The sequence below is a fragment of the Pseudomonas sp. S36 genome (assembly GCF_016647875.1).
GTDB classification, from domain to species: domain Bacteria; phylum Pseudomonadota; class Gammaproteobacteria; order Pseudomonadales; family Pseudomonadaceae; genus Aquipseudomonas; species Aquipseudomonas parafulva.
In genome coordinates this window covers 1-26620 of record NZ_JACVVG010000044.1, presented here as the reverse complement: position 1 = coordinate 26620, position 26620 = coordinate 1, and the positions used below count along the sequence as shown (strand labels likewise).

The 26620-nt window shown below is 62.8% G+C and carries 27 protein-coding genes and 1 pseudogene; 11 read left to right on the top strand and 17 right to left on the bottom strand.

Annotated features, from left to right (window positions below; all coding sequences use genetic code 11):
- The first annotated feature begins 46 nt into the window (after nt 1–46).
- On the top strand, nt 47–1501 hold the full coding sequence (locus IAE36_RS19695) for a TrkH family potassium uptake protein (protein ID WP_201164573.1): 1455 nt from the start codon (nt 47–49) through the stop codon (nt 1499–1501).
- Here the strand turns inward: IAE36_RS19695 and IAE36_RS19690 are convergent.
- Complete coding sequence (locus tag IAE36_RS19690) at nt 1458–2519, bottom strand: AraC family transcriptional regulator (protein ID WP_028635479.1); 1062 nt, start codon at nt 2517–2519, stop codon at nt 1458–1460. The genes IAE36_RS19695 and IAE36_RS19690 overlap by 44 nt on opposite strands.
- 152 nt (nt 2520–2671) lie before the next feature.
- Between IAE36_RS19690 and IAE36_RS19685 the strand changes: the two genes are divergently transcribed.
- Nucleotides 2672–2983, top strand: a complete 312-nt coding sequence (locus IAE36_RS19685; protein ID WP_028635478.1) for a DUF962 domain-containing protein — start codon at nt 2672–2674, stop codon at nt 2981–2983.
- 3 nt (nt 2984–2986) lie between these two features.
- On the opposite strand, the gene IAE36_RS19680 is transcribed toward IAE36_RS19685, so the two are convergent.
- Nucleotides 2987–3793: a UDP-2,3-diacylglucosamine diphosphatase gene (locus IAE36_RS19680; protein WP_201214138.1), complete on the bottom strand. Its 807-nt coding sequence runs from the start codon at nt 3791–3793 to the stop codon at nt 2987–2989.
- Between the two features lie 127 nt (nt 3794–3920).
- Here IAE36_RS19680 and IAE36_RS19675 point away from each other — a divergent pair, with 127 nt between their 5' ends.
- Complete coding sequence (locus tag IAE36_RS19675) at nt 3921–4811, top strand: DMT family transporter (RefSeq protein ID WP_201214137.1); 891 nt, start codon at nt 3921–3923, stop codon at nt 4809–4811.
- On the opposite strand, the gene IAE36_RS19670 is transcribed toward IAE36_RS19675, so the two are convergent.
- Nucleotides 4812–5093 carry a SelT/SelW/SelH family protein gene (locus IAE36_RS19670; RefSeq protein ID WP_028635475.1) on the bottom strand — a complete coding sequence of 94 codons (282 nt, stop codon included), beginning with the start codon at nt 5091–5093 and terminating at the stop codon, nt 4812–4814.
- 67 nt (nt 5094–5160) lie between these two features.
- On the opposite strand from IAE36_RS19670, the gene IAE36_RS19665 reads away from it, so the two are divergent.
- Complete coding sequence (locus IAE36_RS19665; RefSeq protein WP_201214136.1) at nt 5161–7347, top strand: patatin-like phospholipase family protein; 2187 nt, start codon at nt 5161–5163, stop codon at nt 7345–7347.
- A 186-nt stretch (nt 7348–7533) separates the two neighbouring features.
- Here IAE36_RS19665 and IAE36_RS19660 read toward each other — a convergent pair whose 3' ends face one another.
- The gene (locus IAE36_RS19660; RefSeq protein WP_028635473.1) at nt 7534–7971 is read right to left on the bottom strand and encodes a MarR family transcriptional regulator; all 438 of its coding nucleotides are present in this window, start codon (nt 7969–7971) and stop codon (nt 7534–7536) included.
- A gap of 150 nt (nt 7972–8121) precedes the next feature.
- On the bottom strand, nt 8122–10269 hold the full coding sequence (gene recQ / locus IAE36_RS19655; protein WP_028635472.1) for a DNA helicase RecQ: 2148 nt from the start codon (nt 10267–10269) through the stop codon (nt 8122–8124).
- A 243-nt stretch (nt 10270–10512) separates the two neighbouring features.
- On the opposite strand from recQ, the gene IAE36_RS19650 reads away from it, so the two are divergent.
- The 3 genes from IAE36_RS19650 (at nt 10513) to IAE36_RS19640 (ending at nt 13142) form a co-directional block, all read left to right on the top strand.
- Nucleotides 10513–11100, top strand: coding sequence for a YecA/YgfB family protein (locus IAE36_RS19650; protein WP_201214134.1), 588 nt, complete (start codon nt 10513–10515; stop codon nt 11098–11100).
- 7 nt (nt 11101–11107) lie between these two features.
- On the top strand, nt 11108–11473 hold the full coding sequence (locus IAE36_RS19645) for a YbaN family protein (RefSeq protein WP_201214132.1): 366 nt from the start codon (nt 11108–11110) through the stop codon (nt 11471–11473).
- 310 nt (nt 11474–11783) lie between these two features.
- Nucleotides 11784–13142 (top strand): TolC family outer membrane protein, encoded by a 1359-nt coding sequence (locus tag IAE36_RS19640; RefSeq protein ID WP_060481379.1) that lies wholly within the window; start codon nt 11784–11786, stop codon nt 13140–13142.
- A 41-nt stretch (nt 13143–13183) separates the two neighbouring features.
- On the opposite strand, the gene IAE36_RS19635 is transcribed toward IAE36_RS19640, so the two are convergent.
- From IAE36_RS19635 to IAE36_RS19625, 4 genes and pseudogenes are all read right to left on the bottom strand, one after another.
- Nucleotides 13184–13783 carry a tRNA-uridine aminocarboxypropyltransferase gene (locus IAE36_RS19635; protein WP_201214130.1) on the bottom strand — a complete coding sequence of 200 codons (600 nt, stop codon included), beginning with the start codon at nt 13781–13783 and terminating at the stop codon, nt 13184–13186.
- 52 nt (nt 13784–13835) lie between these two features.
- Nucleotides 13836–14870 (bottom strand): methyl-accepting chemotaxis protein, encoded by a 1035-nt coding sequence (locus IAE36_RS19630; RefSeq protein WP_442967474.1) that lies wholly within the window; start codon nt 14868–14870, stop codon nt 13836–13838.
- A 252-nt stretch (nt 14871–15122) separates the two neighbouring features.
- A pseudogene (locus tag IAE36_RS24135) lies at nt 15123–15395 on the bottom strand (PAS domain-containing protein); the annotation flags it as partial.
- Between the two features lie 141 nt (nt 15396–15536).
- On the bottom strand, nt 15537–16430 hold the full coding sequence (locus tag IAE36_RS19625; protein WP_028635466.1) for a LysR family transcriptional regulator: 894 nt from the start codon (nt 16428–16430) through the stop codon (nt 15537–15539).
- A 221-nt stretch (nt 16431–16651) separates the two neighbouring features.
- On the opposite strand from IAE36_RS19625, the gene speB reads away from it, so the two are divergent.
- Both speB and IAE36_RS19615 read left to right on the top strand, forming a co-directional pair.
- On the top strand, nt 16652–17602 hold the full coding sequence (speB, locus tag IAE36_RS19620) for an agmatinase (RefSeq protein ID WP_201214126.1): 951 nt from the start codon (nt 16652–16654) through the stop codon (nt 17600–17602).
- Between the two features lie 157 nt (nt 17603–17759).
- Nucleotides 17760–19139 carry a sodium:solute symporter gene (locus tag IAE36_RS19615; RefSeq protein WP_201164954.1) on the top strand — a complete coding sequence of 460 codons (1380 nt, stop codon included), beginning with the start codon at nt 17760–17762 and terminating at the stop codon, nt 19137–19139.
- A gap of 63 nt (nt 19140–19202) precedes the next feature.
- Here the strand turns inward: IAE36_RS19615 and IAE36_RS23870 are convergent, their stop codons facing one another.
- From IAE36_RS23870 to IAE36_RS19600, 4 genes are all read right to left on the bottom strand, one after another.
- The gene (locus tag IAE36_RS23870) at nt 19203–19331 is read right to left on the bottom strand and encodes a PA1414 family protein (protein ID WP_268933164.1); all 129 of its coding nucleotides are present in this window, start codon (nt 19329–19331) and stop codon (nt 19203–19205) included.
- 213 nt (nt 19332–19544) lie between these two features.
- Nucleotides 19545–20471 carry a DMT family transporter gene (locus IAE36_RS19610; RefSeq protein WP_201214124.1) on the bottom strand — a complete coding sequence of 309 codons (927 nt, stop codon included), beginning with the start codon at nt 20469–20471 and terminating at the stop codon, nt 19545–19547.
- A gap of 97 nt (nt 20472–20568) precedes the next feature.
- Complete coding sequence (locus tag IAE36_RS19605; protein ID WP_201214122.1) at nt 20569–20976, bottom strand: transcriptional regulator; 408 nt, start codon at nt 20974–20976, stop codon at nt 20569–20571.
- Between the two features lie 74 nt (nt 20977–21050).
- Nucleotides 21051–21305: a BrnA antitoxin family protein gene (locus IAE36_RS19600; protein WP_201214120.1), complete on the bottom strand. Its 255-nt coding sequence runs from the start codon at nt 21303–21305 to the stop codon at nt 21051–21053.
- A gap of 191 nt (nt 21306–21496) precedes the next feature.
- Here IAE36_RS19600 and IAE36_RS19595 point away from each other — a divergent pair, with 191 nt between their 5' ends.
- Nucleotides 21497–21769, top strand: coding sequence for a hypothetical protein (locus IAE36_RS19595; protein ID WP_201214118.1), 273 nt, complete (start codon nt 21497–21499; stop codon nt 21767–21769).
- Between the two features lie 67 nt (nt 21770–21836).
- On the opposite strand, the gene IAE36_RS19590 is transcribed toward IAE36_RS19595, so the two are convergent.
- The gene (locus tag IAE36_RS19590) at nt 21837–23198 is read right to left on the bottom strand and encodes a DEAD/DEAH box helicase (RefSeq protein WP_028635460.1); all 1362 of its coding nucleotides are present in this window, start codon (nt 23196–23198) and stop codon (nt 21837–21839) included.
- 103 nt (nt 23199–23301) lie between these two features.
- On the opposite strand from IAE36_RS19590, the gene IAE36_RS19585 reads away from it, so the two are divergent.
- Complete coding sequence (locus tag IAE36_RS19585) at nt 23302–24609, top strand: mechanosensitive ion channel family protein (RefSeq protein ID WP_201214117.1); 1308 nt, start codon at nt 23302–23304, stop codon at nt 24607–24609.
- A 152-nt stretch (nt 24610–24761) separates the two neighbouring features.
- On the opposite strand, the gene IAE36_RS19580 is transcribed toward IAE36_RS19585, so the two are convergent.
- The 3 genes from IAE36_RS19580 to arfB all read right to left on the bottom strand — a co-directional run bounded on the left by IAE36_RS19580 (nt 24762) and on the right by arfB (nt 26098).
- Nucleotides 24762–25031: a DUF3077 domain-containing protein gene (locus IAE36_RS19580; protein WP_201164965.1), complete on the bottom strand. Its 270-nt coding sequence runs from the start codon at nt 25029–25031 to the stop codon at nt 24762–24764.
- A gap of 94 nt (nt 25032–25125) precedes the next feature.
- Entirely contained in the window at nt 25126–25368 is a 243-nt protein-coding gene (locus tag IAE36_RS19575; protein WP_201214115.1) for a hypothetical protein, read from the bottom strand.
- Between the two features lie 316 nt (nt 25369–25684).
- The gene (gene arfB, locus IAE36_RS19570; protein WP_201214114.1) at nt 25685–26098 is read right to left on the bottom strand and encodes an alternative ribosome rescue aminoacyl-tRNA hydrolase ArfB; all 414 of its coding nucleotides are present in this window, start codon (nt 26096–26098) and stop codon (nt 25685–25687) included.
- Nucleotides 26099–26620 lie beyond the last annotated feature (522 nt).

Genomic DNA, 26620 nt, shown 5'->3' with positions numbered 1-26620 from the left:
TCGCAGGTAGAATGGCGCCCTTCCGTTCCGAGCCCGAGCACAGCACATGGCGTTGCCGACCCTGAGGATCATTGGTTTCATCATCGGCATCTTCCTGATCACGCTGGCGGTGGGCATGGCCGTTCCCATGGCGACACTGGTGATCTTCGAACGTACCAGTGACATGCCGTCGTTCCTGTGGTCGAGCCTGATCACCTTCCTGGCAGGCCTGGCGCTGGTCATCCCGGGGCGCCCCGAGCACGTGCACCTGCGCCCGCGTGACATGTACCTGCTGACGGTGTGCAGCTGGCTGGTGGTCTGCGTGTTCGCCGCGTTGCCGTTTCTGCTTACCCAGCACATCAGCTACACCGACGCTTTCTTCGAAAGCATGTCCGGTATCACCGCCACCGGCGCCACCGTGCTCAGCGGGCTGGACACCATGTCGCCCGGCATCCTGATGTGGCGGTCGATGCTGCACTGGCTGGGGGGTATCGGCTTCATCGCCATGGCGGTAGCGATCCTGCCGCTGCTGCGTATCGGTGGCATGCGGCTGTTCCAGACCGAATCCTCCGACCGCTCGGAGAAGGTCATGCCACGCTCGCACATGGTGGCCAAGTCCATCGTGGCGGTGTACGTGGGCTTCTCGATACTGGGCGCGCTGGCCTTCTGGTGGGCCGGCATGAGCCCGTTCGACGCCATCAACCATGCCATGTCGGCGATCTCCACCGGTGGCTTCTCCACCTCGGACCAATCCCTGGCCAAGTGGGACATCCCTGCCGTGCACTGGGTGGCCGTGGTGGTGATGATTCTTGGCAGCCTGCCGTTCACCCTGTACGTGGCCACCCTGCGCGGCAACCGCGGCGCGCTGATCCGCGACCAGCAGGTGCAGGGCCTGCTCGGCATGCTGGTGGTCACCTGGCTGGTGCTGGGCACCTGGTACTGGTACACCACCAACCTGCACTGGCTCGACGCCCTGCGGCACGTTGCGCTGAACGTCACGTCGGTGGTCACCACCACCGGCTTTGCCCTGGGCGACTACAGCCTGTGGGGCAACTTCTCGCTGATGCTGTTCTTCTACCTGGGCTTCGTCGGCGGCTGCTCCGGCTCAACCGCCGGGGGCATCAAGATTTTCCGCTTCCAGGTGGCCTACATTCTGCTGAAGGCCAACCTCAACCAGCTGATCCACCCACGTGCGGTGATCAAGCAGAAGTACAACGGCCACCGCCTGGACGAAGAAATCGTGCGCTCCATTCTCACGTTCTCGTTTTTCTTCGCCATCACCATCTGCGTCATGGCGCTGCTGCTGTCACTGCTGGGCGTGGACTGGATGACCGCGCTCACGGGCGCTGCCGGTACCGTTTCCGGGGTGGGGCCTGGGCTGGGAGAGGTGATCGGCCCATCGGGCAATTACGCCAAGCTGCCGGATGCCGCCAAGTGGATCCTGGCCAGCGGCATGCTATTGGGGCGCCTGGAGATCATTACCGTGCTGGTGTTGTGCATGCCTGCATTCTGGCGTCACTGACCGCATCGGCCTGGGTACCCAGGCGGGCGCGGTATTCGGTGGGGGTGGTGTCGAACCAGCGGCGGAAGGCCCGGTAGAAATTGCTGGGGTCGGCGAAGCCCAGCAGGTAGGCGGTTTCCAGCAGGGTCATGCCAGGCTGGGCCAGGTACTGCTCGGCCAGTTCGCGCCGGGTGTCATCGAGCAACGACTGAAAACTGGTGCCCTCTTCCTGCAAGCGCCGCTGCAGCGTGCGTTGCGACAGGTGCAGGGCCTGGGCCAGGGTTTCGCGCTTCGGTTCCCCTTGGGGCAGGATGCGGCAGAGCACCTGGCGCACCCGATGGGTAACCCGGGTTTCAGAAAAGCGTGCCAGGTACTCGCCGGCAAAACGGTCATGCAGCACAGCCATGGCCTCGTTGGCGGTTGGCAGCGGTGCCTCCATGTCGGCGCGCTCGAACACCAGTGCATCGTGAGGCGCACCAAACACCAGGGGTGAATGGAAGGCGACTTTGTACGGCTCCACGTTTTTCGGCTGGGGGCCTTGCACCAGAACCCGGCGCGGCTGCACCGGCCGGCCGCTCAGCCATTTGCACAGCGCCAGCGCACAGGCCAGGGACGCCTCGGCACTGTGCCGGGTCGGCGGCAGGTGATCGCCATGCACGGTCAGGATCAACGAATAGCCCTCGGCACCCAAGGTGAAACTCAGGTCGGAGCTTTCGGCGATGATGCGCTGGTAGCGCACCAGCCGTTCGAAACCTTCCGCCAGGGTACGGCTGGACATCAAGGCGTAGCCCACCACGTGGAACGAAGCGGGCCGTACCACGCGCGCCATGTTCAGGCCGATGGCCTCGTTGCCCGAGAGCTCGACGGCCAGTTGCCAAAGCCGGGTCATGGAATCTTGCGCAAAGCGTGCGTCAGGGTCGTCGAGGGCGGCAAAATCAAGCCCCAACTGCCGGAACATGGCCTGGCAGTCCAGCCCTTCCAGCTCGAGCGCCTTCACGATCCCTGATGCCCAGCTGGCTGACGTGGTTCTTTCGCTCATGGCATGCTTCTTATCCTGACCGCGCCTGCGGTGAACCCCAAGGATACTCAATTGGCGCCTATTGTCACTGGTCGGCCCCGCCAATGACTCTAGACTCGAATCAGGCTCCACGCCGTGCATCCCGTCCAGAAGTCCCAACCCGGAGCACTGACATGCACCCCACCGCGCCATTTCGCAGCTTTGCCGAGTTCTACCCGTATTACCTGGGGGAGCACAGCAACCCCACGTGCCGCCGCCTGCACTTCGTTGGCACCAGCCTGGTGATCGCCCTGCTGGCCTACACCCTGGGCAGCGGCAAATGGCTTCTACTGCTGGCAGTACCGGTGGTGGGCTATGGCTTCGCCTGGGTCGGGCATTTCTTCTTCGAAAAAAACCGGCCAGCCACCTTCACCTACCCGCTCTACAGCCTGATCGGTGATTTCGCCATGTTCAGGGATGTACTGTTGGGCAAGGTTCGGCTGTAGCCCTCACACCTGAACAGGAGCCTTCTGCACCACGGTGCCAGCCTGCGCCTCGGCCAGCCGATACAGTTCGATCGTGCCATCCCAATGCTCGATCAGCGCGGTGCACGACTCGACCCAGTCCCCACAGTTCAAGTACTCCACTTCCCCTACCTTGCGCATCTCGGCGTGATGGATGTGCCCGCACACTACCCCGTGAAAGCCACGGCGGGTGCATTCATGGGCGATGGCTTGCTCAAAGTCGCTGATGAAGTTCACCGCGCCCTTGACCTTGTGCTTGAGGTAAGCCGACAGCGACCAGTAACCATAACCATACCGGGCACGCCAGTGATTGAGCCAACGGTTGAGCACCAGGGTGAACTCGTAGGCGCGGTCGCCGAGAAACGCCAGCCAGCGATGGTAGCGGGTGATCACATCGAACTGGTCACCGTGCACCACCAGCAGGCGGCGGCCGTCAGCGGTCAGGTGCTCGGCCTCGTCCACCAACTGGATATTGCCCAGTACCAGCTTTGAATAACGGCGCAGAAACTCGTCATGGTTGCCGGTAACGTAGATAACTTCCGTCCCCCGCTTGCTCATGGTGAGCAGGCGGCGGATGACGTTGGTGTGGGCCTGCGGCCAGTAGATCCCGCCACGCAGCTTCCAGCCGTCGATGATGTCACCCACCAGGTAGATACGGTCGGCCTGATAAGCCTTCAAAAACCGTGACAAGTGCTCGGCCTGGCAGTCACGGGTGCCCAGGTGCACGTCGGAGATCCACAGGGTACGCACCCGCTGCTTGCGTGAGGGGCGGGACAGTTCGGCATGGGTCATGGGCAGGCTCCGGCGCTGTTTGCTGGAGACTGGCAGCCGGGTATGACAGTGCCATGGCAAAACGGTGACCGATGATGGCAGGGGCCGGATCATGCACAATGCCCTGCCTGGCTGAGGAAACTGCTCGATGAACCACCGCACTGCCCTGGGCGCCTTGCACATAGGCGCGTTGTTTTTCGGCCTGACCGGCGTGCTCGGCAAACTGGCGGCCAGCGCCAGCCCGTCGGTCATCGTGTTTGGCCGGGCGGGCTTTGCAGTACTGGCCCTGGCGGCCTTTGCCAGCCTTGCCGGCCCCGGCTGGCGCCGGCCCTGCGCCCGGGACAGCCTTCAATTGCTGCTCGGCGGCCTGCTGCTGGCCGGGCACTGGGTGAGTTTTTTCATCGCTGTGAGGGTGGGCGGCGTGGCCATCGCCACGCTGGGCTTCGCCGGTTTCCCGGCCTTTACCGTAATGCTCGAAGGGTTGCTGTTCCGCGAGCGTATCCGGGCTAAAGAAGCGGTATTGGTGCTGCTGGTAAGCGTTGGGCTGGTGTTGGTGACACCTTCCTTCGACCTTGCCAGCGAAGCCACTGGCGGCCTGCTCTGGGCGCTGCTTTCGGGGCTGCTGTTCTCACTGCTGTCGCTCACCAACCGGGCACGCTCAGGTGGCCTGCCAGCGGTGCAGGCCGCGCTGTGGCAGAACCTGGTGGTCGGGCTGTGCCTGTTGCCCTTTGCCACCCCTGACCTGGCCGAGGTCACGGCCAGGGACTGGGTGTGGCTGGGCCTGCTCGGTGTTTTCTGCACGGGGGTGGCCCACAGCCTGTTCGTCGCCAGCCTTGGCGTGGTCAAGGCGCGTACAGCGGCGCTGGTGTTCTGCATGGAGCCCATTTACGGCATTGCCCTGGCCTGGCTGATCTTCGCCGAAACCCCGAGCCCGCGCATGCTGCTGGGGGGCGTGCTGATCCTGTGCTCCATTGTGCTGGCCAGCCGCCAGGGCGCGGCGCAACCAACCAGGCAACGGCCGGAGGCGCGGCACGGGTAATCAGCGGTCGTTGTGCCCCAGGTCGCGCTGAGGGTCGATCTGATCGCGCACGCGCTGCTTCAATACCTTGGCCTCGGGGAAGCCGCCATCGGCCTTGCGCTCCCAGATCTGCACACCGTTGCAGGTGATGCGAAACACCCCACCCGTACCAGGCTGCAGTGCCACCTGCCCCAGGTCGTCGGCAAATGTGCTGAGCAGCTCTTGGGCCAGCCAGCCGGCGCGCAGCAACCACTGGCACTGGGTGCAATACGTGATGACAATTTCCGGTTTGCTTTCGGCCATGGTGGCGGGTCTCCAGGTGGGTGGCCGCTTATACTAGCGGGCTTTCGCCTCCGGTTTGAGACCTACGATGCGCCGTTCGCTGTTCTGCCTGCTGCTTACCTTCGCCTGTTTCACGGCAATGGCCGCCGAGCCTGCCCGGCCTAAAGTCGGCCTGGTGTTGTCTGGCGGTGCGGCCCGTGGCCTGGCCCACATCGGCGTATTGAGGGCGCTGGAGGAACAGGGCGTGCATATCGATGCGATTGCCGGTACCAGCATGGGTGCGGTGGTGGGCGGCCTGTATGCGTCGGGTTACAGCGTTCAGGAGCTGGAACACCTGGCCACCACCCTCGACTGGCAGCAGGCGCTCTCTGACGCGCCCCCTCGCGAAGACGTGCCGTTTCGCCGCAAGCAGGACGACCGCGACTTTCTGGTGCGGCAAAAGCTGAGCTTTCGCGACGATGGCAGCCTGGGCCTGCCGCTGGGGGTGATCCAGGGGCAGAACCTGGCGTTGCTGCTGGAGAGCAAGCTGGCCCACACCGCCGACACGCGGGACTTCGACAAGCTGCCGATCCCGTTCCGCGCCGTGGCCACCGACATCGCCAGTGGCGAAAAAGTGGTGTTCAGCCAGGGGCACCTGCCCCAGGTGATCCGCGCCAGCATGTCCATCCCTGCGGTATTCGCCCCCGTAGAACTGGATGGCCGCCTGCTGGTGGATGGCGGCATGGTCGACAATATTCCGCTGGACGTGGCCCGGGACATGGGGGTAGACGTTGCCATCGTGGTCGATATCGGCACCCCGCTGCGTGACCGCAAGCAATTGTTGACGGTGGTCGACGTGCTCACCCAGTCGATCACACTGATGACCCGGCGCAACTCCGAGGCGCAGCTGGCCAACCTGCGCCGTGACGACATCCTCGTGCAACCGCCACTGGCTGCCTATGGCGTGGCCGATTTCAGCCGCGCCAGGGACATGATCGATGCCGGCTACCGCGCCGCCAGCCTGCTGGCTCCGCGCCTGGCTGCGCTGGCCCGCCCCGAAGGTGACGGCGAGCTGGCGGTGGCTCGCTCGCCCCACCAGCGCACCCCTGTGATTACCGCCATCAAAATTGAAAACGACTCGAAGGTGAGCGATCAGGTCATCCGTTCATACATCCGCCAACCGATCGGTGCCCCGCTGGAGCTGAGCCACCTGGAAACCGACATGGGCACCTTGTACGGCCTGGATTACTTCGACCGGGTGCAGTACCGCGTGGTGCACAAGGGTGATGACAATACCCTGGTCATCAACGCACGGGGGCGCCGCGGCGGCACCGATTACCTGCGCCTGGGCCTCAACCTGTCGGACGACCTGCGTGGGGAAAGCGCCTTCAACCTGGGCGCCAGCTACCGGGTGAACGGCATCAACAGCCTGGGGGCCGAGTGGCTGACCCGCGGCCAGATCGGTGATGAGCAAGCGCTGTACAGCGAGTTCTATCAACCCCTGGACGCCGGGTCGCGCTACTTCGTGGCGCCGTACCTGGACATGGGCTCCAGCAACATCGTGGCTTCATTGCAAAACGACCCCATTGCCGAGTACCGCCTGGAGCGGTATGGGTTTGGCATCAACGTCGGCCGGCAGATCGGCAACAACGGCGAAGTGCGCCTGGGGGCGGGCAAAGCCTGGGGCCAGGCCGAAGTACGTATCGGCGACCAGGACCTGCCCAAGGTCAGTTTCAATGAAGGGTTCTATGAGCTGAAGTACTCATTCGACACACTGGACAACGTCTACTTTCCACACCACGGCGAAGACATCAGCCTGAGCTTGCGCAAGTTCGACAAGTCACTGGACTCTGACGTCAACTATCGTCAATGGTTGTTCAACCTGGACAAGGCCATCAGCAGCGGGCCGAACACCTTCGTGCTGGGCGGGCGCTATGGGCGCACGCTGGATGCCACCGATGTGGTTACCTCCAGTTTCGTGATGGGCGGTGCGCGGGAGTTGTCTGGTTTCCGACAGGGCTCGGTGACCGGGCAGAACGTGAGCCTGATGCGCATGGTGTATTACCGCCGCCTGACCCCGCAGGCGTATGTGCCGCTGGACTTCCCGCTGTACATCGGCGGCTCGCTGGAGCGCGGCCGGGCCTGGAACAACGACAATGAGTTCGACAGTGGCTACATCAACGCCGCTAGCATCTTCCTGGGCCTGGAAACACCACTCGGGCCGCTTACCTTCACCTACGGCGCCAACAGTACCCACGAGCAGGCGGTGTACCTGAACCTTGGCCAGACGTTCTAGGCCCGCAAGGATGCTATGCCCCTGTGGGAGCGGGTTTACCCGCGAAGCAGGCAGCGCGATGCATGGCACCGGCTTCGCCGGTGTTCGCGGGCAAACCCGCTCCCACAGTGATTGCGCCAACGTTGAGATCTTGTGGAAGACAGTAGCTTCCACAGGGGCTCTATGCAGTGCGATCCCCCAAGCCGATCAGGGCTTCTCGAGGTTCCCCAGGATCTTCGCGTGCACGCGCATGCACACCTCAAGGTCAGCCTCATCGACGCCACTGAACAACTCCACCCGCAGTTGGTTGGCAATGGTTTCGATCTGCTCGATCAGCGGCCTGGCGGGCGGGCACAGCTGGATCTTCTTCGCCCGCCGGTCCTCCATCACCGCCTGCCGACGCACCAACCCCTGCCCTTCGAGGCTGTCCAGCAGCCGCGCCAGTGTCGGGCCTTCCACACCCACGCTCTGGGCCAGCTCACGCTGGGTGGGGGCCTCGGCAAAGCGGGCCAGGTGCAGCAGCACCAACCAGCGGGCCTGGGACAGGTTGAGCCCCGCCAGGCGGCGATCGAGCTCAGCGCGCCAACCTCGGGACATCTGGGCCAGCTGCATGCCGAAGCGGTGTTGGTTGTCAGTCAGGGGCATAAGCAACTCGTTGAAAAGATCTAATTATTAGGCAGCTAACCATGACGCGCCCGGGGAGGCAAGCCGATGGGCGGGACGAATGCCCGGCAACCGTGCGAACACATGACACGGATCAGCGGACGGGCCAAATGCCAGCGCCGTTATCGGTAATCACAACTCGAACTCCGCCGCCAATGCTGCACGCACGCAGTGCAACACGCCCTCCGGCACTCGCGGGCCAAACAGAGGGGCGATGGCTGAAACCGGGGGCAGTTCGCCTTCGCCGTCAAGGAAGGCATCCTGGATTTCGGCCAGCAGGTCTTCAGGCAGGTCCAGTGCCTGCTCAAGGTTCAGCTCCTGACGCCCCAGTGCCTCGGCCAGCAGGCTGTAGACGTTTTTCTCGCTGCAGCTCAGCTGGCCGGCGATCTGGGCCGGGGTCATGCCAGCGCGGGCCAGGCTGACCAGTTCATGGCGCAGGTCCAGTACCACCTTCGGCGCCTCGTCAGTGCCGCCACTGCCGTTGAGCACCTCCAGGAAAGCCTGCCCGTAACGTTCCAGCTTGCGCGCGCCCACGCCGCTGACCTGGGCCATGTCGCTGAGGGTGGCAGGCTGGCTGCGCAGCATTTCCAGCAGCGTGGAATCGGGGAAAATGACATACGGCGGCACGCGGTGTTCTTCTGCCAGCTTGCGCCGCAGGGTGCGCAGTGCTTCCCACAGTTCGCGCTCTTCGGCACGCACCAGTTGGCTGGCCGGGCTGCCGCCACCCGAGGACGCGGTGCGGGCGACGGTTTGCGGCTTGAGGTCGCGCCGCAGCTGCAAGGTGACCTCGCCGCGCAGCAACGGCCGGCAGCTGTCCGAAAGCCGCAGGCCGCCGTAGCCTTCAAGGTCGATGTCCACCAGCCCTCGCGCCACCAGCTGGCGGAACAGTGACCGCCACTCGGCCTCCGGCAGCGCCTTGCCCACCCCGAACACCGAGAGTTTCTCGTGCCCGAAGTTGCGCACTTTTTCGGTGTCCTTGCCGAGCAGCACATCAACCAGATGCCCAACGCCGTAGCGCTGGCCGGTTCGGAACACCGCCGACAGCGCCTGGCGCGCCGGCTCGGTGGCGTCCCAGGTTTGCACGTTGTCTACGCAGTTGTCACAGTGCCCGCAGGGTTGCTCGAGGGTTTCGTCGAAGTAGGCAAGCAGGGTCTGGCGCCGGCAGCGGGTTTCTTCGCACAGGGCCAGCATGGCGTCGAGCTTGTGCTGCTCGATGCGCTTGTGACGCTCGTCGCCCTCGGAGTTCTGCAGCATCTGCTTGAGCATGACCATGTCTTGCAGGCCGTAAGCCATCCAGGCATCTGACGGCAGGCCGTCACGCCCGGCGCGGCCGGTTTCCTGGTAGTACGCCTCCATCGACTTGGGCAGGTCGAGGTGCGCGACGAAGCGCACGTTGGGCTTGTCGATGCCCATGCCGAAGGCAATGGTCGCCACCATGATCAGCCCTTCCTCGTTGAGAAAGCGGTGCTGGTTGGCCGAGCGGGTCTCGGCGGCCAGGCCTGCGTGGTAGGGCAGCGCAGGGAAGCCCTGGTCACACAGGAATGCGGCGGTTTCATCGACCTTCTTGCGCGACAGGCAATAGACGATGCCGGCGTTGCCGCGGCGCTCGCCCAGAAATGCCATGAGCTGCTTGCGCGGTGCCTCCTTGGGCACGATGCGGTAGAAGATGTTGGGCCGGTCGAAACTCGACAGAAAACGTTCGGCGCCCTGCAGGTGAAGGCGCTGAACGATTTCCTCACGGGTGCGCATGTCGGCAGTTGCCGTCAACGCGATGCGCGGTACATGGGGGAACAGTTCGGCCAACTGGCCGAGTTGCAGATACTCCGGGCGGAAGTCATGCCCCCACTGGGATACGCAGTGGGCCTCGTCGATGGCGAACAGGGAAATATCCAGCTCACGGAGGAAGTCGAGCATGCGCGGCTGCACCAGGCGCTCCGGCGCCAGGTAGAGCATTTTCACCTCGCCACGGCGCAAGCGACCAGCCAGGTCACGCTGCTGCTCGGCGCTGAGCGTGGAGTTGAGCGCCGCAGCCGCCACCCCCAGTTCATCCAGCGTGGCCACCTGGTCGTCCATCAGCGCGATCAGTGGCGAAACCACCACCGTAAGCCCCGGGCGCAACAGCCCCGGTACCTGGAAGCACAACGACTTGCCGCCGCCGGTGGGCATCAGTACCAGGGCATCGCCACCATTGGCCACGCATTCGATGATCGCTGCCTGGCGCCCCCGGAAACTGTCGTAGCCGAAGATATCCTTGAGAACGCGCTGAGCCTGTTCGAGCATGTGCAACTCCACAAAACGCCGTACCATCCTGGACACAGGCTGGACGAAAAACCCGCTCCGCACACGCCGAATGCGTAAGCGGTTTTTTCCAGAGGTACGGCAAAGCCCGCCCCTGGATTGGAAACCGCCAAGTATACCGCAGCACCACTCCGCACAGGCACCGCCGCGATGGACGTTCCTTTGCCCCGCCACCGCCGCAAGGTGCTAGAATTCGGTATCGTTTATTCCCAAGGTAGCCCTGTAATGTCCTTCGCCGAGCAACTGACCCGCCTGCAAGCCTTCCTCGACGCCGACGAGCTGCACGAGGAAGCGTTGGACTATGTCGCCGCCCACGGCTACCTGACCGCCTTGTCGATCAATGCCGAAGACGTGCCTGAGCGTGAGTGGATCGACGCCCTGTTCGCCGAGGAACCCCGCTACGCCAGCGAGGCCCAGCGCACCGAGATCGAAGCCACGCTGGTGGCGCTCAAGGCCCATATCGCCCGCCAGCTGGCCAGCGACGATGAGTTCGAACTGCCCTGCGACCTCGACCTCACCGACGAGCCAGACGACTCCGACCTGCGCGGCTGGTGCATCGGCTTCATGGAAGGCGTGTTCCTGCGCGAGGAAGCGTGGTTCGAAAACGCCGAAGAGGAAGTGAGCGAAATGCTGCTGCCGATCATGGTCGGTTCGGGCCTGTTCGATGAGCAACCGGAGTTCGCCGACATCGCCGCCAATGCCAGCCTGCAGGACGACATGATCGTGCAGATCCCGGAAGCCCTGACGGCGCTGTTCCTGCTGCTGCACGCCCCGGAAGAGAAGCCTGCCCTGCTCAAGCCACGTCACCACTGAGCCCTCTGTGCGCTACCTGCTGCTGGCCATCGGCTGGCTCAGCGTAGCGCTGGGCGTAGTGGGCATCTTTCTACCGCTGCTGCCTACCACGCCCTTTCTGCTGCTTGCCGCAGCCTGCTTCGCCCGCAGCTCCCCCCGCTTTCATCACTGGCTGGTGCATCACCCAAAGCTTGGGCCATGGATCCACGGCTATTTGAGTGGTGAAGGTATGCCGCTGAAGGCCAAGGTGTACGCCATCGCCTTGATGTGGGGCAGTATCAGTCTCTCCTGCTACCTGGTGCCCCTGCCGTGGGCGCGTGCCTTCATGCTTGCCAGCGCCCTGCTGGTGAGCCTGTACATCCTCAAACAGAAGACGTTGCCACCCAGAGCGTGACAATATTCTGTCGCCAAATATCAATATCGCCTAGCTTACCTTCCGCTTAGCGGCTTTCGTTCTGGAACCGCCCGCAAGCCTGATTTCATGCGGACCTGAACGGGAAACCGAGGACAAGCCGGTCGATAAATTGCATTGTAGTTAGACAAAATAGGTCGCATATGGCAGTTTGATATGAATAAATCTTCTTATATATCGCGCTGAATGTACTTAGCTGTGGGATTAAAAACCTGCAACACTATACGACATCACGATATAGTCATTTTTTTGGCGAACAGCAGGATCAACCCAGGATCAGGGAGAGGTACCCATGCGCGTTTTGAACCCCATCACCAGTGCATTACTGTTGGCTCTGGCAAGTGCCAACGTACAGGCGATGTCGATCACCGAAGCTGTGCAGAGCGCCGTGGACTACCATCCCCAGGTCAGCTCCAACCGCAACAGCAAGCTGTCTGCAGACGAAGACGTGAAGTTTGCCCGCGGTGGCTACTACCCGTCCGTAGACCTGGTTGCCGGCTATGGCCGCCAGCGTTCCGATAATGCCAACACCCGCGCCCAGGGCAGGCATAACAAGGAAACCCTGAACTACACGCAGTCCGAGCTGCGCCTGCGGCAGATGATCTTCGACGGGTTCAACACTTCCAACGAGGTAGGCCGCACCGAAGCAGTCTCCACTTCGCGCGCCTACTACACCCAGGCCGTGGCCCAGGACGTTGCCCTGCGTGCCATCGAGGTCTACCTGGAAGTGCTCAAGCGCCGCGAACTGGTAACCCTGGCCAAGAACAACCTGCAAGCCCACCTGCGGGTCAATGACCAGATCGGCCTGCGCAACGAGCGCGGCGTGGGCAGCACCGCTGACCTTGACCAGTCTCGCGCCCGTCGTGCACTGGCCGAGAACAATCTGGACACCGCCGAAGTCGACCTGGCCGATGCCGAAGCCAACTTCTTCAGTGTGGTAGGCCGGGTGCCGGACGAGTTGGAAGACCCTCAGTCGATCAATGTGCAGATGCCGGCCAACCTGGAAGAAGCCCGCGAAGGCATGCGCCAGAACAACCCGTATATCAAGTCGGCCCAGGCTGACGTGAACGCCGCCGAGAAGCAGTACGAAGTCGGCAAGTCGACCTTCTACCCGCGCTTCGACGCCATTCTGGCAACCGGTGCCAACAACAACACTGGCGGCGAAAAAGGCCACAGCAACAACGACTGGCAAGCCGGCGTTGAAATGAACTACAACCTGTTCCGCGGCGGCAGCGACAGCGCACGCCTGCGCTCCGACTCGCACAAGATCAACCAAGCCCTGGACATTCGCAACAATGCCCTGCGCGAGCTGACCGAGAACCTGAGCCTGGCCTGGAACGCCATGACCAACGCCAGCAAGCAGCTGCCAACCGCACGTGAATACGCCGACACCACCAAGCGAGTGCGTGCCGCGTACCAGGACCAGTTCGGCCTGGGCCAGCGTACCCTGCTGGACGTGCTGGACAGTGAGAACGAACTGTACAACGCTGACCGCCGCTACACCGAGGTGCGCTACACCGAGGAATACTCGCGTTACCGCGTGCTGGCGACCATGGGCGAGTTGCTCAGCAAGCAGCGCATCTCGCTGCCGCCAGAAGCCTACGCCACTACCGAAGTGCGCACCGACGCCCGCCTGCCAGACATGCGCTGACCGCAGCCCGCAGCCTGGCGCCCGGTGGGGGCGCCAGGCGTTCAACCGGCGCCGTGGTTGCGCTGGTAAGTGGCGTCACCCATCGCCTTGATCTGCCCGTCTATCAACGCGTCGAAGGGTGCCAGCAACCGGTCGAAGCTGCTGGGGCATTCGAGCTCATTCAATGCCCGCACCACCGCTTCGAGGGTGGACAAGGCGCCTTCCTTGGGTGCCTTGCGCAGCCTGTAGCGGGATACCCCACCGGCCTTCAGCGTTACCTTCGGCAGCGCCGCCAGCAAAGGGTTGAGGTACAACAACTTGCGTGCCTTGCGCCAGGTACCGTCCGGCACCACCAACAGTAACGGCCTGTCGTCCTGTTGGCCGCCCGCCGTCAGCGGCTGGGCATCATCCCCCGGAAACAGCAACACCGGCCGATAGCCGGGGGCAGCCAATAGTGTGCCCAATTCTTCGAACACCTCGCCAACCAGCAGCTGGGCATTCTGCAGGCCGAGCGCCACAAGCCGTGCGGTGCTCAAGGCATGGGAGGCTTCGCTGGTGTGCTGTAACAGCAGCACACGGGTGCGGCTGCCCAATGTGGGAATCAACGGGCAGAGGCAGTGCTCGCTGGGGCGCTGGCACCGCTCGCAACGGGGTCTGGGCATGGGGTTCTCCTGGGCGGCGCAGTTTGCCACAGAACCTGCGCCGCGGGCGCGATCAGCGGTTGAAGCGCTCGGCCAGGCTGTGCAGGTAATCGGCCATGCGCTCCAGGTCCTGGCTGATCTGCGCGCCCTGCCGGGCCTGGCCGGCACTTTGATCACTGAGCTGGGCGATGCGGGTGATCTGCTGGTTGATGTCCTCGGCAACGTGGCTCTGCTGCTCCGACGCCGTGGCCATCTGCTGGCTCATGCCCGTGATGCGGCTGACGGCCTGGGCGATGCCGCTGAGCGCAGCCTGCACGGCTTCGACACTGTGCACACTGTCCCGCGAAATCTGCTCACCCCGGCTGGCTGAGTTCACGGTCCGTTCAGTACCTGCGCGCAACGAATCGATGATCTGGTGGATTTCCTCGGTCGAGGTACGGGTGCGCTGGGCCAGCGAACGCACCTCATCGGCCACCACGGCGAAGCCGCGGCCCTGCTCGCCGGCACGGGCGGCCTCGATGGCCGCATTGAGTGCCAGCAGGTTGGTCTGCTCGGCGATCGCGGTAATCACGTCCACCACGCTGCCGATCGATTGGGTCTGCTCGGCCAGGGCGTTGACCGCCTGGCCGATGTCGTTGACCGCGTCGCGCATGCTGCCCATGGCCTGCAGGCTTTTAAGGGCCAGCGCGCTACCCTGCTGCGCCAGCTGGTCGGCATCACCTGCCGCATGTGCAGTGCTTTGCACGTTGTGCGTGACCTCCTGGATGGTCGCGGCCATCTCGGCGATGGCCGTGGCGGACTGGTCGGTTTCGCTGCGCTGGCGTTCCAGCATGCGCGCCTGGTCATCGGACAGCGCCGACGACTGTGCCGCACGGGCCTTGACGCCTACACCGGCATCCTCCAGCCGGGTCAGGGCGGTTTGCAGGCGAGCCTCTTCGCTGAGAATGGCCAGGTCCAGCTGGCCATGCAGGCCGGGGTTGCTGCTGTAGGTCAGCGCCACCAGCGGGCTGGTGAACGCCTTGGGGTGTTCAGCCAGCGTGCGGCGAATCGCCTGCCGATGCTGGCGCTGCACCAGGCCCCACGCCATCAACAGGCTGGCGCCCAGCACCCCGAGTGCAGCCTGAGGCGGTAGCCACAGGTAACCCAGCCCCGACGCCAACCCGGCACCGATCAACGGCAGGCCCTGGACCAGACCGTGGCCGATGCTGGCCGCCAACGGCACAGGGGCACGGCCGGCTCGCAGGCGCGCGTACAGCTGTTCTGCGCGGTGAATCTGCTCAAGGGTGGGTACCGAGCGTACCGACTCATAGCCGCTGATGTGACCGTGCTCGTACACGGGCGTCACGTAGGCGCTCACCCAATAGTAATCGCCATTCTTGGCGCGGTTTTTCACCACGCCCATCCAGGGTTTGCCCTGCTTGATGGTGTCCCACATATGGCCGAACACCGCAGGCGGCATATCGGGGTGGCGCACAAGGTTATGGGGTTGGCCGACCAGTTCATCGTAGGTAAAACCGCTGATGGCCACGAAGGCATCGTTGCAATAGGTGATGCGGCTGTTCAGGTCGGTGGTGGAGATCAGGCGTTGATCGCTGGAGAAAGTTCTTTCGTGCTCGGTAATGGGCAAATTCATGCGCATCTTCGGCGATCCTTGCAGGATGAATAAGAGGAAATCATCAGCGCACCTTGATGTGTAGCAGAGCGCTTTCATAGTGGGAGGCGGTAGCTGTAGGAAATATCGGCCGCCCGACGAAGTGCATGAACGCGATGTGTATCAGCCCACGTTCAGTTGGCTTTTCAGCAGATCGCGGAAGGTTTGAATCAGCGGCTCGCGGCTGCGCCCACGGCGAGTGATCATGGAGAACGGTGCCTGGTAGCCAAAGGTGGACGGCGAGAGCACCCGCAGGTCGCCCTTGTCTGCCCAGGCCTGGGCATAGTGCTCGGGCAGGTAGCCGATATAGGCACCCGACAGAATCAGGATCAGTTGCGCCTCCATGCTCTCCACCGTGGCGGCGCTGTGCTTGAACCCATGTCGCGCCAGCTCGGCCTGGCTCCAGTAACCACGCCCCACCATGCGCTGCTGGGTCACCACTTGTTCGGGGATGCGCCGTTCGGCGTACAACGGGTGGCGGCTACTGCAGTACAGCCAGTGCTGCTCTCGGTACAACGGCTGGTACACCAGCCCGCTCATGCGCGAAGAAAACGCCCCGATGGCCAAGTCCAGGCGGTTGTCCTGCACGCCCAGCTGCAACTCGTAAGGGCTGGACACGGACAGGTGCAGGTGCACGGCCGGGTGCTCCTGGCTGTAGGCGCCGATGGCTTCGGCCAGGGGCAAGGCGCGGTCGCCGACCGTGGAGTCGATTACGCCCAGGTTGAGGGTGCCGCGCAGTTCGCCTTTGAGCGCTGCGGCGTATTGCTCGAAGCCGTCAAGCTCAGCCAGCAAGCGCAAGGTTTCCTGGTGGAACAGCTCCCCCTTGCTGGTCAGGCTGAAGCCGCCGCGGCCACGGTGGCACAGCACCAGCCCGAGAGCGCCCTCCAGCTGGCTCATGTAGGTGCTGATGGCGGAGGTGGACAGGTTCAGTTCGCGCTGTGCGTTGGCGAAGCCCTGGTGGCGCACCACGCTGACGAAGATGCGCAGCAGTTTCAAGTCGGGCAGTGTCGAGGCCATGGATAAACGATTCCGCACAGGGTTGGCGCGAAGTCTAACCGCTAGGCGGCCTTTAGTTTAGAAATTCCTGAACTAAGTTTTTGCCGGTAGCGATTCTTCCACTGCCCCCCGTTGCGCAGACTTGGCCGAAATGTCCCTGGCCGCCGCCCGCTGCACAACGGCAAGACCACGCGGCACAGGTTCGAACAAACACAACAATCGACCGACTGATGAGGCCCACCGTGGACAAGATCCTCCACCAACCACTGGGCGGCAACGAAATGCCGCGTTTCGGCGGCATCGCCACCATGCTGCGCCTGCCGCACCTGCAAACCGCTGAAGACCTGGATGCTGCGTTCATCGGCGTGCCGCTGGATATCGGCACCTCGCTGCGCTCCGGCACGCGCTTTGGGCCACGGCAGATCCGCGCCGAATCGGTGATGATCCGCCCCTACAACATGGCCACCGGCGCCGCCCCGTTCGATTCACTGTCGGTGGCTGATATCGGCGACGTGGCCATCAATACCTTCAACCTGCTGGACGCCGTGCGCATCATCGAAGAAGCGTACGACGAGGTGCTGGAGCACAACATCATCCCCCTCACCCTGGGCGGCGACCACACCATCACCCTGCCTATCCTGCGTGCCCTGCACAAGAAGCATGGCAAGATCGGCCTGGTGCACATCGACGCCCATGCCGACGTCAACGACCATATGTTCGGCGAGAAAATAGCCCATGGCACCACCTTCCGCCGCGCCGTGGAAGAGGGCCTGCTCGATTGCGACCGTGTGGTGCAGATTGGCTTGCGTGCCCAGGGCTACACCGCCGATGACTTCAACTGGAGCCGTCGCCAGGGCTTTCGCGTAGTGCAGGCCGAAGAGTGCTGGCACAAGTCGCTGGCGCCGCTGATGGCAGAGGTGCGGGAGAAGGTCGGGGGCGGGCCGGTATACCTGTCGTTCGACATCGATGGCATCGACCCGGCCTGGGCGCCTGGCACCGGCACACCGGAAATTGGCGGTTTGACCACCATTCAGGCGATGGAGATCATCCGCGGCTGCCACGGCCTCGACCTGATCGGCTGCGACCTGGTCGAGGTCTCCCCGCCCTACGACACCTCCGGCAATACCTCGCTGCTGGGCGCCAACCTGCTGTTCGAGATGCTGTGCGTGTTGCCCGGCGTAGTGCGCCGCTAGGCAACTGACCCAACGTTCGTAGTTGCAGTACAGAGCTACCCCCGGCAGGAGCCATGAGGGAGGGCCATAGAGGCCCGCCAACACCTACAAAGGCTGCCGGGCGAACACCGCCCGAGCCGCCGATCTCGCCATAATAAAGATAATCGGGAGACCCCCAATGGCCTTGGACATCATTGTTGTAATGATCTATACCGCCGCCATGCTAGGGCTTGGCTGGTACGGCATGCGCCGCGCAAAAACCCATGAAGACTACCTTGTGGCAGGGCGCAACCTGGGGCCGGTGCTGTACATGGGCACCATGGCCACCACCGTGCTGGGTGGCGCATCCACGGTCGGCACCGTGCGCCTGGGTTACGTACACGGCATTTCGGGCTTCTGGCTGTGCGCAGCGCTGGGCCTGGGCATCATCGCCATCAACCTGTTCCTGGCCAAGCCGCTGCTGCGCCTGCGCATCTTCACCGTGACCCAGGTGCTGGAGCGCCGTTACAACCCCACCGCGCGCCAGGCCAGTGCCGTGATCATGCTGGCCTACGCGCTGATGATCGCGGTGACCTCCACGCTGGCCATGGCCACTGTGCTACAGGTACTGCTCGACCTGCCGTTCTGGGCCTCGCTGCTACTGGGGGGCGGTGTGGTGGTGCTATACTCGACCATTGGCGGCATGTGGTCGCTGACCCTCACCGACATCGTGCAGTTCGTGATCAAGACCGTGGGGCTGATGTTCATCCTGCTGCCGGTGTGCCTGTACAAGGCAGGCGGCTGGGACACGTTGATGGCCAAGCTGCCGGCGGCAAGCTTCCAGCTGACCACCATCGGCTGGGACACCATCATCACCTACTTCCTCATCTACTTCTTCGGCATTCTGATCGGCCAGGATATCTGGCAGCGGGTGTTCACTGCCCGTGACGAGAAGGTTTGCCAGCGGGCCGGCACCACCGCCGGGGTGTACTGCGTGCTGTATGGCCTGGCCTGCGCGGTGATCGGCATGGCGGCCCATGTACTGATGCCCGACCTGGCCAACCCGAACAACGCCTTTGCCGAGATGATCAAGACCACCCTGCCCGACGGCATTCGTGGCTTGCTGATGGCGGCGGCCCTGGCGGCGATGATGTCCACGGCCAGCGCGGGCCTGTTGGCAGCATCCACGACCCTGACCGAAGACCTGCTGCCACGGCTGCGGGGTGGCAAGCAATCGAGCCTGGGCATCAGCCGCCTGTTCACGCTGATCACCGGGCTGGTGGTGCTCGGCATCGCACTGGTGGTCAACGATGTGATCAGCGCACTGACCCTGGCCTACAACCTGCTGGTGGGCGGTATGCTGGTGCCATTGATCGGGGCCATTTTCTGGAAGCGCGCCAGCACTGCGGGGGCCATCGCCAGCATGACGCTGGGCTTCGCGACCGCGCTGCTGTTCATGTTCAAGGATGGCCTGGAGGCGAACACGCCGATCTACTACAGCCTGGCCATTGGCCTGGTGAGCTTCGTGGTGATCAGCCTGCTGTCGCGCCGCCCGGTGGCAGCGGTGAAACTGGCCTGACCCGCAGGCGGCACAAACGAAAAGGCCGCTGCACCCACCCCGGTGCAACGGCCTTTGGCGTTTTCAGCGGCGCCGTGGCTGGCGCTTGCGCTGTTCTTCATCAGTCGGGATGGGCACCGGCTGCAACGGTGGAGGGACCAGACCCAAGGCAACGGCCAGGTCGTGGAGCCAGTTGTACAGTGCTTTATTCATAATGCCCCCTTGACGGGTCAGCCTCACGGCGAATCAGTCCTGCGATGCGTCATACAGATCATAGCCCTATGAACTACAGTGCGCATGCTCATGTACTTACAGATAAGGGTGATTGTGCCCCTAATCAAGCGCTTGCTGGGGATTCCGACGGTTGGTTAATCGTTTCCCTTTGTTGCTGCAGCGCCGAACAGTGCGTTAACAACCTGCCAGGCTTCACCCCACCCACCGGCGCAGTTGCTGCTTTACCCAGGGTTCAGCGCTGACCAGCACTACACCCAACAGCACCAGCAAGGCGCCCGCCACAAAATTCACGCTCAGGGGCTCACCCAGCAACACCACCCCGAAGGTGACCCCGAACAGCGGCGTGATGAAAGAAAACACCGCCAGGTTCGACGCCAGGTATTTGCGCAGCAGCCAGAACCAGGTCAGGTAACTGATAAACGACACCACAATCCCCTGGAACAGCACGCTGCCAACGGCCAACGGCGTCAGTACGATATTACCGATCTGACCACTGAACAGCGCGATCAGCAGCAAACCGGCAAAACCCACGCCCAGCTGATAGAACAGCGTCAGCGTGGCCGGCGCCTCGGACAGCCTGGAGCCCCGCACCACCACGGTCGTCGCGCCCCAGGCAAGCCCTGCCAACACGCCGAACGCATCGCCCAGCAGCATGCGCCCATCCATTTCAGCGAACGACAGGCCACCGGCAAAGGCCAGGGCGATACCGCCGAAGGCCAGCAGAATACCCAGCCACTGCAGTAACCTCAGGCGCTCGCTAGGCAGCATGAAATGCAGCCCCAGGGCCGTAAACACAGGCGCCGTATAGAGAAACACCGACATATGCGCCGCCGATGTCAGTTTCAGCCCCTCGGCAATGAACAGAAACTCCAGCCCGAACAGCCCACCGGCCAACAGGCCAGCGCGCCAGGTACTGCCCACCTGCTCCCAGCCGCCTCGCCAGCACACCATAAGGCCTACCAGTACGGCGGCTATGCCGTTGCGCAGCGCCGCTTGCATCACCGGGGCGATGTCCACGGCAGCCGTCTTGATCAGTACCTGCTGGCAACCCCAGATCAGGCACAGCAACAGCATCACCTGAAAGGCAAATGCATCGGGGTTCTTGCGGACCGCGCTCATGAGCGGGCCCCGGCTGAGGATGTAGGCATGGGTGTCGACTCACCAGAGCAAAAGGGCCGACGATTATCGAATCACCCACGCCCGCATGACCAGCCTTTTAAATGGCCCCACCCGCGATCTGCGCCTTCGATGACACGTGTTCGAACGTGGTTTCGTCCAGCGCATCCGCCTGCTCATCCAGCACCTGCCGGGGGTGCTCGAAGCCTGGGATGCTGCTGTCGATCAGGCTCATCAGCCGCGAGCCACGCTCGGTCAGCACGAAGTTCTCGCCATTGCCGCCTTCTTCCTCGGGCCGGGTTTCAATGAAACCACGCTGCAGCAGCAGCTTTTCGTATTCGCAGGCACGGGTTTTGAGGTGGTCCAGGTCCCCTACCGGCTCGCCCTTGGCGGCCAGTGCTGCAGCATGTTGCTCGGCATAGGGGCGTGGGGTGAAGCTCTGACCGTCGCCGTTCTGCACTTCGTGCAACAGCCGCTCGATCAGGTCCCAGTCGTAGGTATTGCTCATGGTGAAGCCTCCTGCTGTGGACGTGAGGTACACAGGGTGGGACTCACCAGACGCCGGGCGGGTTCAGCGCAATGTCACAGCGGGGGCTTGTGGGCCTGCATGTATTGGCGCAGGAGTTGGTTGATGCGAGTTTGATAACCGGCGCCCTGCTCCTTGAACCAGGCGAGGACATCGGAGTCGACGCGAATTGTGACTGACTGCTTGGTTGGCAAACGCAATTCCGCATTACGGAAGAAATCGTCGCTCAAGACCGGGATGTCAGAAGTATCAATATCCTTGTCGTGCTGCTGAGCCAAGCGGCCCCAGTCAGACCTGGATGTTTTGGTCATATTTTTGGTCTCCCACGTGTCCAAGAGACTAGCGGCCAGATCTATGAGCCTCCATCCCATGGAGTGCATTTAGGAAACTGCCTACATCAAAAACATGTCAGACCCATCCGACCGCCCGCATGTCTGTTTGCGTGAACCATTACTGCCGCACGCACCTCCACCCCTCAACACCATCAACGGAGGTAGAAAGGATGAAACCGCTGCTGAACATTGCCTGTGCCGCCACGCTGTGCTGCGCCGTGCCCGCCTGGGCCTGCACGCCGGACGAGGCCACACAGAAACGCGAAGAACTGGCTGGGCTGGTCACTCAGCTGACTGAGCAGAACCCGCAAAAGGCCAAGGAGATCAACGAAGAGTTGCAAGGGATGGAGTTGGGCACGGCGAGCAAGGACCTGCCCGACAAGTGCCAACTGATCGACAAGCGAATCATGGAATTGAAAGCGGCCGAGAAGAAAGCGGGCTAATACAGGTGGCGCATCGCGCCCGGGCACGGGTGACCTGGCCGGGTCACCCGTGAAACCCTAGGCGTGATTACTCGGCGGCGGGCTTGCGCTTTTTCAGCGGTGCCAGGCCGTCGGAACTGCTCAAAGGTGCATTGGCCTTGGGCTTGGCCGTAGGCTTGCGCTTGGCAGCAGCCTTTTTGTCACCGGTCTTTTTCTCGGTCTTTTTCTTCTTGCTGCCGACCGCCTTGCCCGATGCCTTGACCTTTTTCGGGCCGCTGTAAGTGCCCTTCACTTCCTTGATCACCCGGCGCTCGAACTGCTGCTTGAGGTAGCGTTCGATGCTGGACATCAGGTTCCAGTCGTTGTGGGTAATCAACGAAATGGCCAGCCCTTCGCCACCGGCCCGGCCGGTGCGGCCCACGCGGTGCACGTACTCGTCACCGCTGCGGGGCATGTCGAAGTTGATGACCAGGTCCAGGCCGTCGATGTCCAGGCCACGGGCGGCCACGTCAGTGGCGACCAGTACCTTGGAGCTGCCTTCCTTGAAACGCTGGATGGCCAGCTTGCGGTCTTTCTGGTCTTTCTCGCCGTGCAGCACGAACGCCTTCACGTCCTTGGCCACCAGGTGACCGTAGATGCGATCAGCCATGGCGCGGGTGTTGGTGAAGATGATTGCCTTGTCGAACGTTTCGTTGGCCAGCAACCACTGCGCGATCTGCTCTTTATGCTGATCGTGATCGGCGGTAATGATTTGCTGGCGCGTGCCTTCGGCCAGTTGCGAAACACTGTTCAGCATCAGGTGTTCCGGGTCTTTCAACACCTTGCCGATGATGTCGCGCAGCGCCGCACCGCCGGTGGTGGCGGAGAACAGCAGGGTTTGCTCGCGGTTCTCGCATTCCTTGCACAGGCGCTCCATGTCCTCGGCAAAACCCATGTCCAGCATGCGGTCGGCTTCGTCGAGAATCAGCACTTGCACATGGGACAGGTCGAGGTTGCCCGCATTGAGCTGCTCCAGCAGGCGACCCGGGGTGCCGATCAGCACGTCCGGCACCTTGCGCAGCATCGCGGCCTGTTCCTTGAAGTCCTCACCACCGGTCACCAGGCCCGACTTGATGTAGGTGAACTGGGAGAACAGCTGCACCTGCTTGAGGGTTTGCTGGGCCAGTTCACGGGTAGGCAGCAGGATCAGTGCCCGGATCTCCACCCGGCGCTCACGCAGGTCGACCAGGCGGTTGAGCAGCGGCAGCACGAATGCCGCCGTCTTGCCGCTGCCGGTCTGCGCCGTGACGCGCAGGTCACGCCCTTGCAACGCCAGGGGGATGGCCGCAGCCTGCACCGGGGTTGGCTCGACGAATTTAAGCTCGGCCACGGCTTTAAGCAGGCGTTCGTGCAGGGCGAATTGGGAGAACACGGAGGTAACCTCAGGCAAATGCGGGAAATTCAGCTGCATAGGGTACCGTTTTCTGCCGCTTTAGCCGAATTTCTTTTGGCAACTTCGCCAGCTTCCGCGCTCTAATAGGGCTTCGTTTGGCAACAAGACTGCAAGCAAGCCCATGGATATCCAACGATTCTGGCGTGACTCCCTCGACCTGTGGGGCACCCTCGACCAACACCCCATGCTGCACGCGGCCATCGGCCTGGCGGTACTGCTGGCGATTTCACTGATTGTCGGGCGCCTGGCGCGGTTTCTGGTGCTGCACGGCGCGCGCCTGCTGGCCCGACAGCCAGCCCTGAAGTGGCTGGATGACCTGCGCCACAATAAAGTGTTCCACCGCCTGGCGCAGACCACGCCCTCGCTGGTGATTCAGTTCGGCCTGAAACTGGTCCCCGAGCTTTCTGACACCGCGCAGCACTTCCTCGGCAACTTCGCCCTGGCCTTCACCCTGCTGTTCATGACCATGGCCCTGTCGTGCCTGCTGGATGCCCTGCTCGACATCTACGCCCGCACCGAACACGCCCGTACCCGTTCCATCAAGGGCTACGTGCAGTTGGCCAAGATGATGCTGTGGATCTTCGCCGCCATCGTTATCGTCGCCACCCTGATCGACCGCTCGCCGCTGTTGCTGCTGTCCGGCCTGGGCGCGATGTCTGCGGTGCTGCTGTTGGTGTACAAGGACACCTTGCTGTCGTTCGTCGCCAGTGTGCAGCTGACCAGCAACGACATGTTGCATGTGGGTGACTGGATCGAGATGCCGCAAGTCGGTGCGGACGGCGACGTGGTGGACATCACCTTGCACACGGTGAAAGTGCAGAACTTCGACAAGACCATCGTCTCCATCCCCACCTGGCGGCTGATGAGCGAGTCGTTCCGCAACTACCGTGGCATGCAGCAGTCCGGCGGCCGACGCATCAAACGCAGCCTGTTCATCGACGCTGCCGGCGTACGCTTCCTCACCCCTGAAGAAGAACAGCGCCTGGGCCAAGTGCAATTGCTGGGCGAGTACCTCACCGGCAAGCGTGAAGAGCTGCAAACCTGGAACGCGGCACTGGGCGAAGTGGCCGAGCTTGCCGCCAACCGCCGCAAGCTGACCAACATCGGTACCTTCCGCGCCTTCGCCCTGGCCTACCTGCGCAACCACCCCAACGTGCACCCGAACATGACCTGCATGGTGCGCCAGATGCAGACCACCGCCGAAGGTGTACCGCTGGAAATATACTGCTTCACTACCACCACGGTGTGGGCCGAGTACGAGCGCATTCAGGGGGATATTTTCGACTACTTGCTGGCCGTGCTGCCGGAGTTCGGGTTGAGCCTGTATCAGCAGCCGAGTGGCAATGACATGCGCGTGGGGCTGGCTGGGCGGGCAATACAGGCTCCGGAACATGCGCCGCGCAGGCTGGAGCAGATGACTGAAGCGTGACGCGCTGGCGTCGCTGCCTCCATATAAACAAGCCCGCAGCTAATGCCGGCCAGTTAGACCCCAGGGCTGCTTTGCAGCCCATCGCCGGCTAGCCAGCTCCTACCGGATTGCGCCAGCCTCAGGAAAGTCATAACTCCTGTGGGACCCCTCCTTCAGCTGCCTTTCATCATACCCAGCTCAGCGTCATCAAGCAGTGCTTTGGCCAGCGCGCAGAGGTAGTGCGAGGCCCAGATGAGCTGGGGCTTGTCTTCCATCAGCCCATCGATGGTCAGGTCGCGGGCGTAACCCATCAGTTCCGAGGCTTGCTCGCGGGCGCTCTGGCAAGGGATGCCAGGTTCGATGCGAAACAGTGCATGAGTCTGGTTTTCGCCTTGATAGAACGTGGTTTTGCCCACGGTGAAGTTAATGTCTTCGATAGCCACAAAATCATCTCCCTCAAGTTGCAGGTGCCTGGGCCGCCCCTATCACCGGCAAGCTAGCCACTCGAAGGGTCAGCCCAGGCAGATAATGATGCCGTTAGTGCATCGCCTGCAGATCTGTTGGTTTCTGAACATGAGCCAGCGCAACATCGAGCAACCTGCGAAGGGCCTCCAGTTCGTGCATTGACGACATCATCAGCAAAGAGACGGGTGATTTCGGCAACATCGATACTGCCTGCTGAGCCACGGCCTCTGCACATAGCGCATGGTCCGTAGCCATCAACAGTGTGTCTTCAAGAGAGTGGAAGTTGCAGGGCGGATCAGGGACGATTTTCAGCATGGTGTAACCCTCAATTTGCGTTTGGGGACCACCGCCATTCGCTGTCAAACAAAGGGTGGCAGCTGTGCACGGGTTGACAGACCGGTCAAATTGAGAAACCCGGCGCACCCGAGGGTGCCCCATGCACAGCCGCCATTGAAGGCAAACCATGGATTGCAATTTGAGTCGGCCTGTCAAAGCCGGTCGCTGGATAACAGCGACCGGCTGAGACTAGTAGCCAACTCGGAGCACTACAATGGCCGAGAGTATCTTTGGGAAATGGACTACAAGCTAGGAGCGGAATCTGATTTTTGCCGCATAACGCCTCACAGTATTCCTAAAACTCCACCCTCCCCCGCCCCGCCTTCACCGTACTCCGCTTGGCCTTGCCTTCCAACCGCCGCGTCTTCGACCCCAGCGTCGGCTTGGTCGGGCGGCGTTTTTTCTCCACCTTCCCGGCACCCACAATCAGCTGCGCAAGCCGCTCCAGCGCATCAGCACGGTTCTGCTCCTGGGTGCGGTACTGCTGGGCCTTGATGATCAACACTCCGTCGCTGGTAATCCGGCTATCGCGCAGCGCCAGCAGCCGCTCCTTGTAGAACTCGGGCAGCGACGAAGCCTTGATATCGAAGCGCAGGTGCACGGCGCTAGAAACCTTGTTGACGTTCTGCCCCCCCGCGCCCTGGGCGCGAATGTAGGTCAGTTCGATATCGGCATCGGGCAGGTGCACGTTGTTGGAGATGGTCAGCATGACTGGGCCTTTTGGGTTACGGGCATTATCACACCGTTCAAGGGGCTGAGTCGCCATTGGGTGTTCAGTCAGGGGCGCGGGGGACTAGTGGGGGGCCATAGCTCATTGCCATAACTGATCCTCGCGTCATGCCATGGCACCCTCTATCATCGCGCCCTTATGCCCGCTGGGCCGGCCGCTACCGCTTGGCGTACTTCCGGCAACGGATGGATCTCGCCCCTTGCTCACGGGCTGCGCAGCCCAATCCCCGGTCATGGTAATCGAGCCGCTTCAAGCCGCTGCGGGCGGGCCGGTGGCGTATCTGGTCGGCAGCGGCGGCCTGGTGGGGCCATGCTGACGCTGCGCATACTCAATACGGGCACCTGTGCGCGCTCACACCCGTCTCCCACAAAAACGGTCGGTGTGAGGGCCGACGTGGATTGCGTAATGGCAGCCATGGGCAGGACGTGATTTTTGTGGTGGCGCGCAGAGCGAGCGCCGCCCGCGCGGCGCATCGCGAGCTGCGCTCGCTCCTACGCTTGT